The organism is Limosilactobacillus portuensis, assembly GCF_014838735.1.
Taxonomy (GTDB): domain Bacteria; phylum Bacillota; class Bacilli; order Lactobacillales; family Lactobacillaceae; genus Limosilactobacillus; species Limosilactobacillus portuensis.
The window spans coordinates 1-243 of sequence record NZ_JABUXQ010000158.1; the positions used below are offsets into that span (position 1 = coordinate 1).

The 243-nt window shown below is 43.6% G+C and carries 1 protein-coding gene; it reads left to right on the top strand.

The features are described from left to right. The coding region (locus tag HUK49_RS11805; protein ID WP_191913711.1) for a helix-turn-helix domain-containing protein at positions 1-243 on the top strand (243 nt) is incomplete at both ends.

Consider the following 243-nt stretch of genomic DNA (forward strand, 5'->3'; position numbering starts at 1 on the left):
GCACCACTATTTTATCATTCCAGAACCGCGTTGTCATTGAAACGCTTCATAATGAAGGACGTTCCTTACGATACATCGCTAATTACTTAGGCTTTAGTAAAACCACAGTCTTTAACGAACTCCACCGGCTCAACGGTGAGTATCAAGCTGAACTAGCGCAAACTGACTTTGAACGCAAGGTTAGTCAACGGGGGCGGAAGTCTTCGCTCACTAAAAACCTTAAACACTTGATCGAGGAAAAGA